This is a genomic window from Candidatus Aegiribacteria sp. (assembly GCA_021108435.1).
GTDB lineage: Bacteria > Fermentibacterota > Fermentibacteria > Fermentibacterales > JCC-6 > Aegiribacteria.
On record JAIOQY010000028.1, the window covers coordinates 1 to 3,739 of the forward strand.

The following is a 3,739-nucleotide window of genomic DNA, read 5'->3' on the forward strand; positions in this document are numbered from 1 at the left end:
ATAGCTTTTTCACTTGCAAGGGCAACGCGCTATGCGTAGAAACATACTCTGATGTTGATGTTACCAACTGTACATTCAACCACAATTACATATTCCCCGATGCCTTGCATATGCGTTCCATTGCGATCCTCGACTCAACTTCATGCAATATATCCTGCAGTATCGTTTGGGATGACATCATATTTGATCCATACGATCAGATCTCAGTGGAATACAGTAATGTCGAAAATGGATGGCCCGGAACTGGCAATATTGATGAAGATCCCTTGTTTTTCTCCGGTGGATTGAGCCCTTACCACCTGACTCCGTCGTCCAATTGCATCGATGGAGGTAATCCAGATCCGGTTTATAATGATCCAGAAGATCCTGGAAATCCTGGTTTTGCGCTTTGGCCAGCTCTTGGTGACCTTAGAAATGACATGGGAGTCTATGGTGGTCCTGGAGCTATATACTGGAGTGAGACTGGCACGGGCATTGGTGAATACTCTCTTCCAGATCAACATGGACTACCTATCATGTTAGGAATTTATCCCAATCCGACTTCACATCCACCTATCGTCACATTGACCTTAGCTGAGAATAATAATGTTGCTCTATCAATCTTCGATCTCACTGGACGTCTTATATCGACCCCGATTCAGGGAGAGTTTCCTCAGGGTGTATACGAAGTACAGCTAGCTAAACTAACTCCAGGCATTTATTTCTGCAGGATAGTATCTGAAGATTTTTCTTTATCTCAGAGATTCGTGGTTATAGAGTAGCTGCAGAAGTTCGAAAAGCATCCACAGGATACCAAAGTTCAGAGTTTAGAACTTATTCCGAGCAATGGCAACAGTTCGAAATACCTCCACCATGGGGTAACAGAGTTCGAAATGCGTTGAACCTTAACTTTTCAGAATCGGGGAATAAATATACGTTCTAGAATGTGCGGAATGATTAGTTCTACACAGTAGCTGATACACAGCTCACTGAACGTTTTCTCTCGCCCTCTGCAGGAGAACCTGGATCACTGACATAGCAGGATCATGGATTGTGATGAATGCTGTTTCCGCTTCATCCATGCCCGGGAACCATGCCTGCATGGAAACCTCACTTGTTGCTTGTGATAGTGGCCTGTGGTAGTGGCTCATGATGGCCCACAGCTCCTCAGGATATACAATGATGGTGTATCTCTGGTCTCCCTTTGAATAGGAGAGGGTATTCTGGCTGTAGATCAGAAATTCATCTCCGGCCCTTACGGTGAAGTGGGCATCCTCACTGCACATGCTGTCCCAGAGCTCCCTCAAGGATCTGTAACCCAGAGGAATTCCGTAATCCCACTGAATCGGATCGCAATGATTGATGACTATGATGACAACTCCATCATCTGCCTGAGTGGTATGAAACGGGTATTCCATGAAGGGATTCTGATATGTGATCTGAAATGCTGTGGCAGTAAAGGATACAACGATTAAGAAAAGTGGTAGCAGTCTTTTCATACTTATCACCTCCTTTGAATGTATAATAGTTTCGCTAATATTGTTCCTGCAAGTAATTATAATATCTTTCACATCTTCTGGTAGAGTTGCTATAATCAAAATGTATATTGTGCATATCATCAGTATTAGCTTAATGAACTGATATCTCTATCTTGACCGATTCGAGTTAAATCCAAGTGTCAATTCAAAAGCTCAAGCTCCCGTAAAAGACAAAGGTTCTAAGAGTATCTACTACGGGGTACCAGATATCAAGCATATCAATCTGGTTGACATCTGCATTAATATCTAAGATTTATTTATATACAGGAGGTGTCCTGTGTATAGAAGAATCCTTCCCTTGCTTATCTTTGTCATTTCTACAGCGACATTTGCAGGTTCTGCAGTGCAGACCGAATGGTCCGGTGGCCCTGGAGTATGGGGGTCCGTGACGGATTGGGGCAATCAGTTCTTTCAGGAGACGGATATCTCCTGGCTTCACGCCAGTGGCTGCATCATGTTGCAGGGCTGCGTTGAGCATGTCATTACCGGCTACTATCCTAGTCTCATCTTTGTACACGCTGATGATATCGATGGTGATGACGACACAGACGTACTCACAGCGACAAGTTCAGGCACCAATAGCATATCGTGGTGGGAAAACCTAGACGAATCTGGTACGGCGTGGTCTCAGCATGTTATTGATGTCTATTTTCCATCCATGTGTATCCATAGCGAGGACATCGATGGAGATGGAGATTCCGATGTCCTCTGTGCAGGAACCGATCTCATCTGCTGGTGGGAAAATACCAATGGATTGGGCACAGCCTGGGCTGAGCACACCGTTGATTCAGACTTCCAGGGAGCCAATTCCGTTTACTCCGAGGACATTGATAGTGACGGTGACATGGATGTTCTGGGTGCCGCGAGATATGCTGACGATATCACCTGGTGGGAGAACTTGAACGGGGTGGGTACTTCATGGAGCAAGTTCACTGTCGATGGCTCATTCGATGATGCCATGTCCGTCCATGCGGAGGATATTAACGGAGATGGTGACATGGACATTCTTGGTGCTGCTTATCTGGACGGTGATATCGCCTGGTGGGAAAATCTGGACGGATCAGGCACTGCGTGGATGGAATACACTGTTGATGGTTCATTCCCAGGCGCAACCTGTGTCTTCTCCGAAGATGTGGATAGTGATGGCGACATGGACATCCTCGGTACAACTATGTACGCCGACGAGATCACCTGGTGGGAGAATATCGATGGCACGGGTACATCCTGGAACGAGCATCCAATAGACGCCACATTCGACGGAGCACACGCTGTCCATGCTACTGACATGAATGGGGATGGAGCCATCGACGTACTCGCGGTAGCTTTTCTGGATAACGACATCACCTGGTGGCAGAACTCCGACACGAGTCCGGGAGTCTACTGGACAGAGCATACTGTCGAAGGAGATTTCTACTACGCGTTTTCAGTATATCCCGCAGACATTGATGGCAATAGCTCTCTGGATATCCTCGGAGGTGCTCACTTCACCACCTGGTGGGATCTCACCAGCTATCGCAGCGAGGGTTCACTCGAATCCAGTGTCTTCGATACTGAAGGTGACCCTGACTGGGATTCTATCGATTGGGATTCACAGACTCCGTCAGGAACCTCTGTTTCGTTCCAGGTCAGGGCATCTGACAACCAAACTGTGATGGGAGCATGGTCGGATACTCTGCAGGTTCCCGGATTTCTGGAGGGAATCCTGGCGGATGGTGATCAGTATATCCAGTACAGGGTAATTCTGCAGACATCCGATCCCGATACCACTCCAGTTCTAAACGACATCACTGTTATCTGGGATCCTACCAGCATCGAGGAAACTACAGAACCAGTTACTCAAGGGATTGTGCTGCTTCCTGTCGCACCGAATCCGGTAGTAGGATCACCTGTCATCATATTCGGGCTACCCGAACCTGTGGCAGTAGAACTTTCCATCTTTGACCTGTCAGGAAGAATGGTCAGTGATATTCATGAGGATGAATACTCCATGGGGTATCACGATGTTCTGATTGGGGAATTATCTCCTGGAATCTACTTCTGCAGGATGGTCTCTGGAGACTTTACAGCAACACAGCGCTTCGTGGTGATTGATTAACAACAACGGTTTCAATCCCATTTGGCAGGTGCTAGTCCAGCATAGTTGTTTAAGACAAAGATGAAATAAGATCGAGAGATCACGCTGTAAAGGCTTTCTGCAGTTCAGCGACACTTGTGATCCAGTC

At 46.7% G+C, this 3,739-nt stretch carries 3 protein-coding genes; 2 read left to right on the top strand and 1 reads right to left on the bottom strand.

Annotated elements, in window-relative coordinates:
* Positions 1-761: T9SS type A sorting domain-containing protein (locus K8R76_01620; GenBank protein MCD4846871.1), on the top strand; the 761-nt coding region annotated here is incomplete at its 5' end.
* 204 nt (positions 762-965) lie between these two features.
* Here the strand turns inward: K8R76_01620 and K8R76_01625 are convergent.
* A complete protein-coding gene (locus K8R76_01625; protein MCD4846872.1) occupies positions 966-1,478 on the bottom strand; it encodes a hypothetical protein in 513 nt (170 codons plus the stop codon).
* A gap of 316 nt (positions 1,479-1,794) precedes the next feature.
* Here K8R76_01625 and K8R76_01630 point away from each other — a divergent pair, with 316 nt between their 5' ends.
* Entirely contained in the window at positions 1,795-3,612 is a 1,818-nt protein-coding gene (locus K8R76_01630) for a T9SS type A sorting domain-containing protein (protein MCD4846873.1), read from the top strand.
* Positions 3,613-3,739 lie beyond the last annotated feature (127 nt).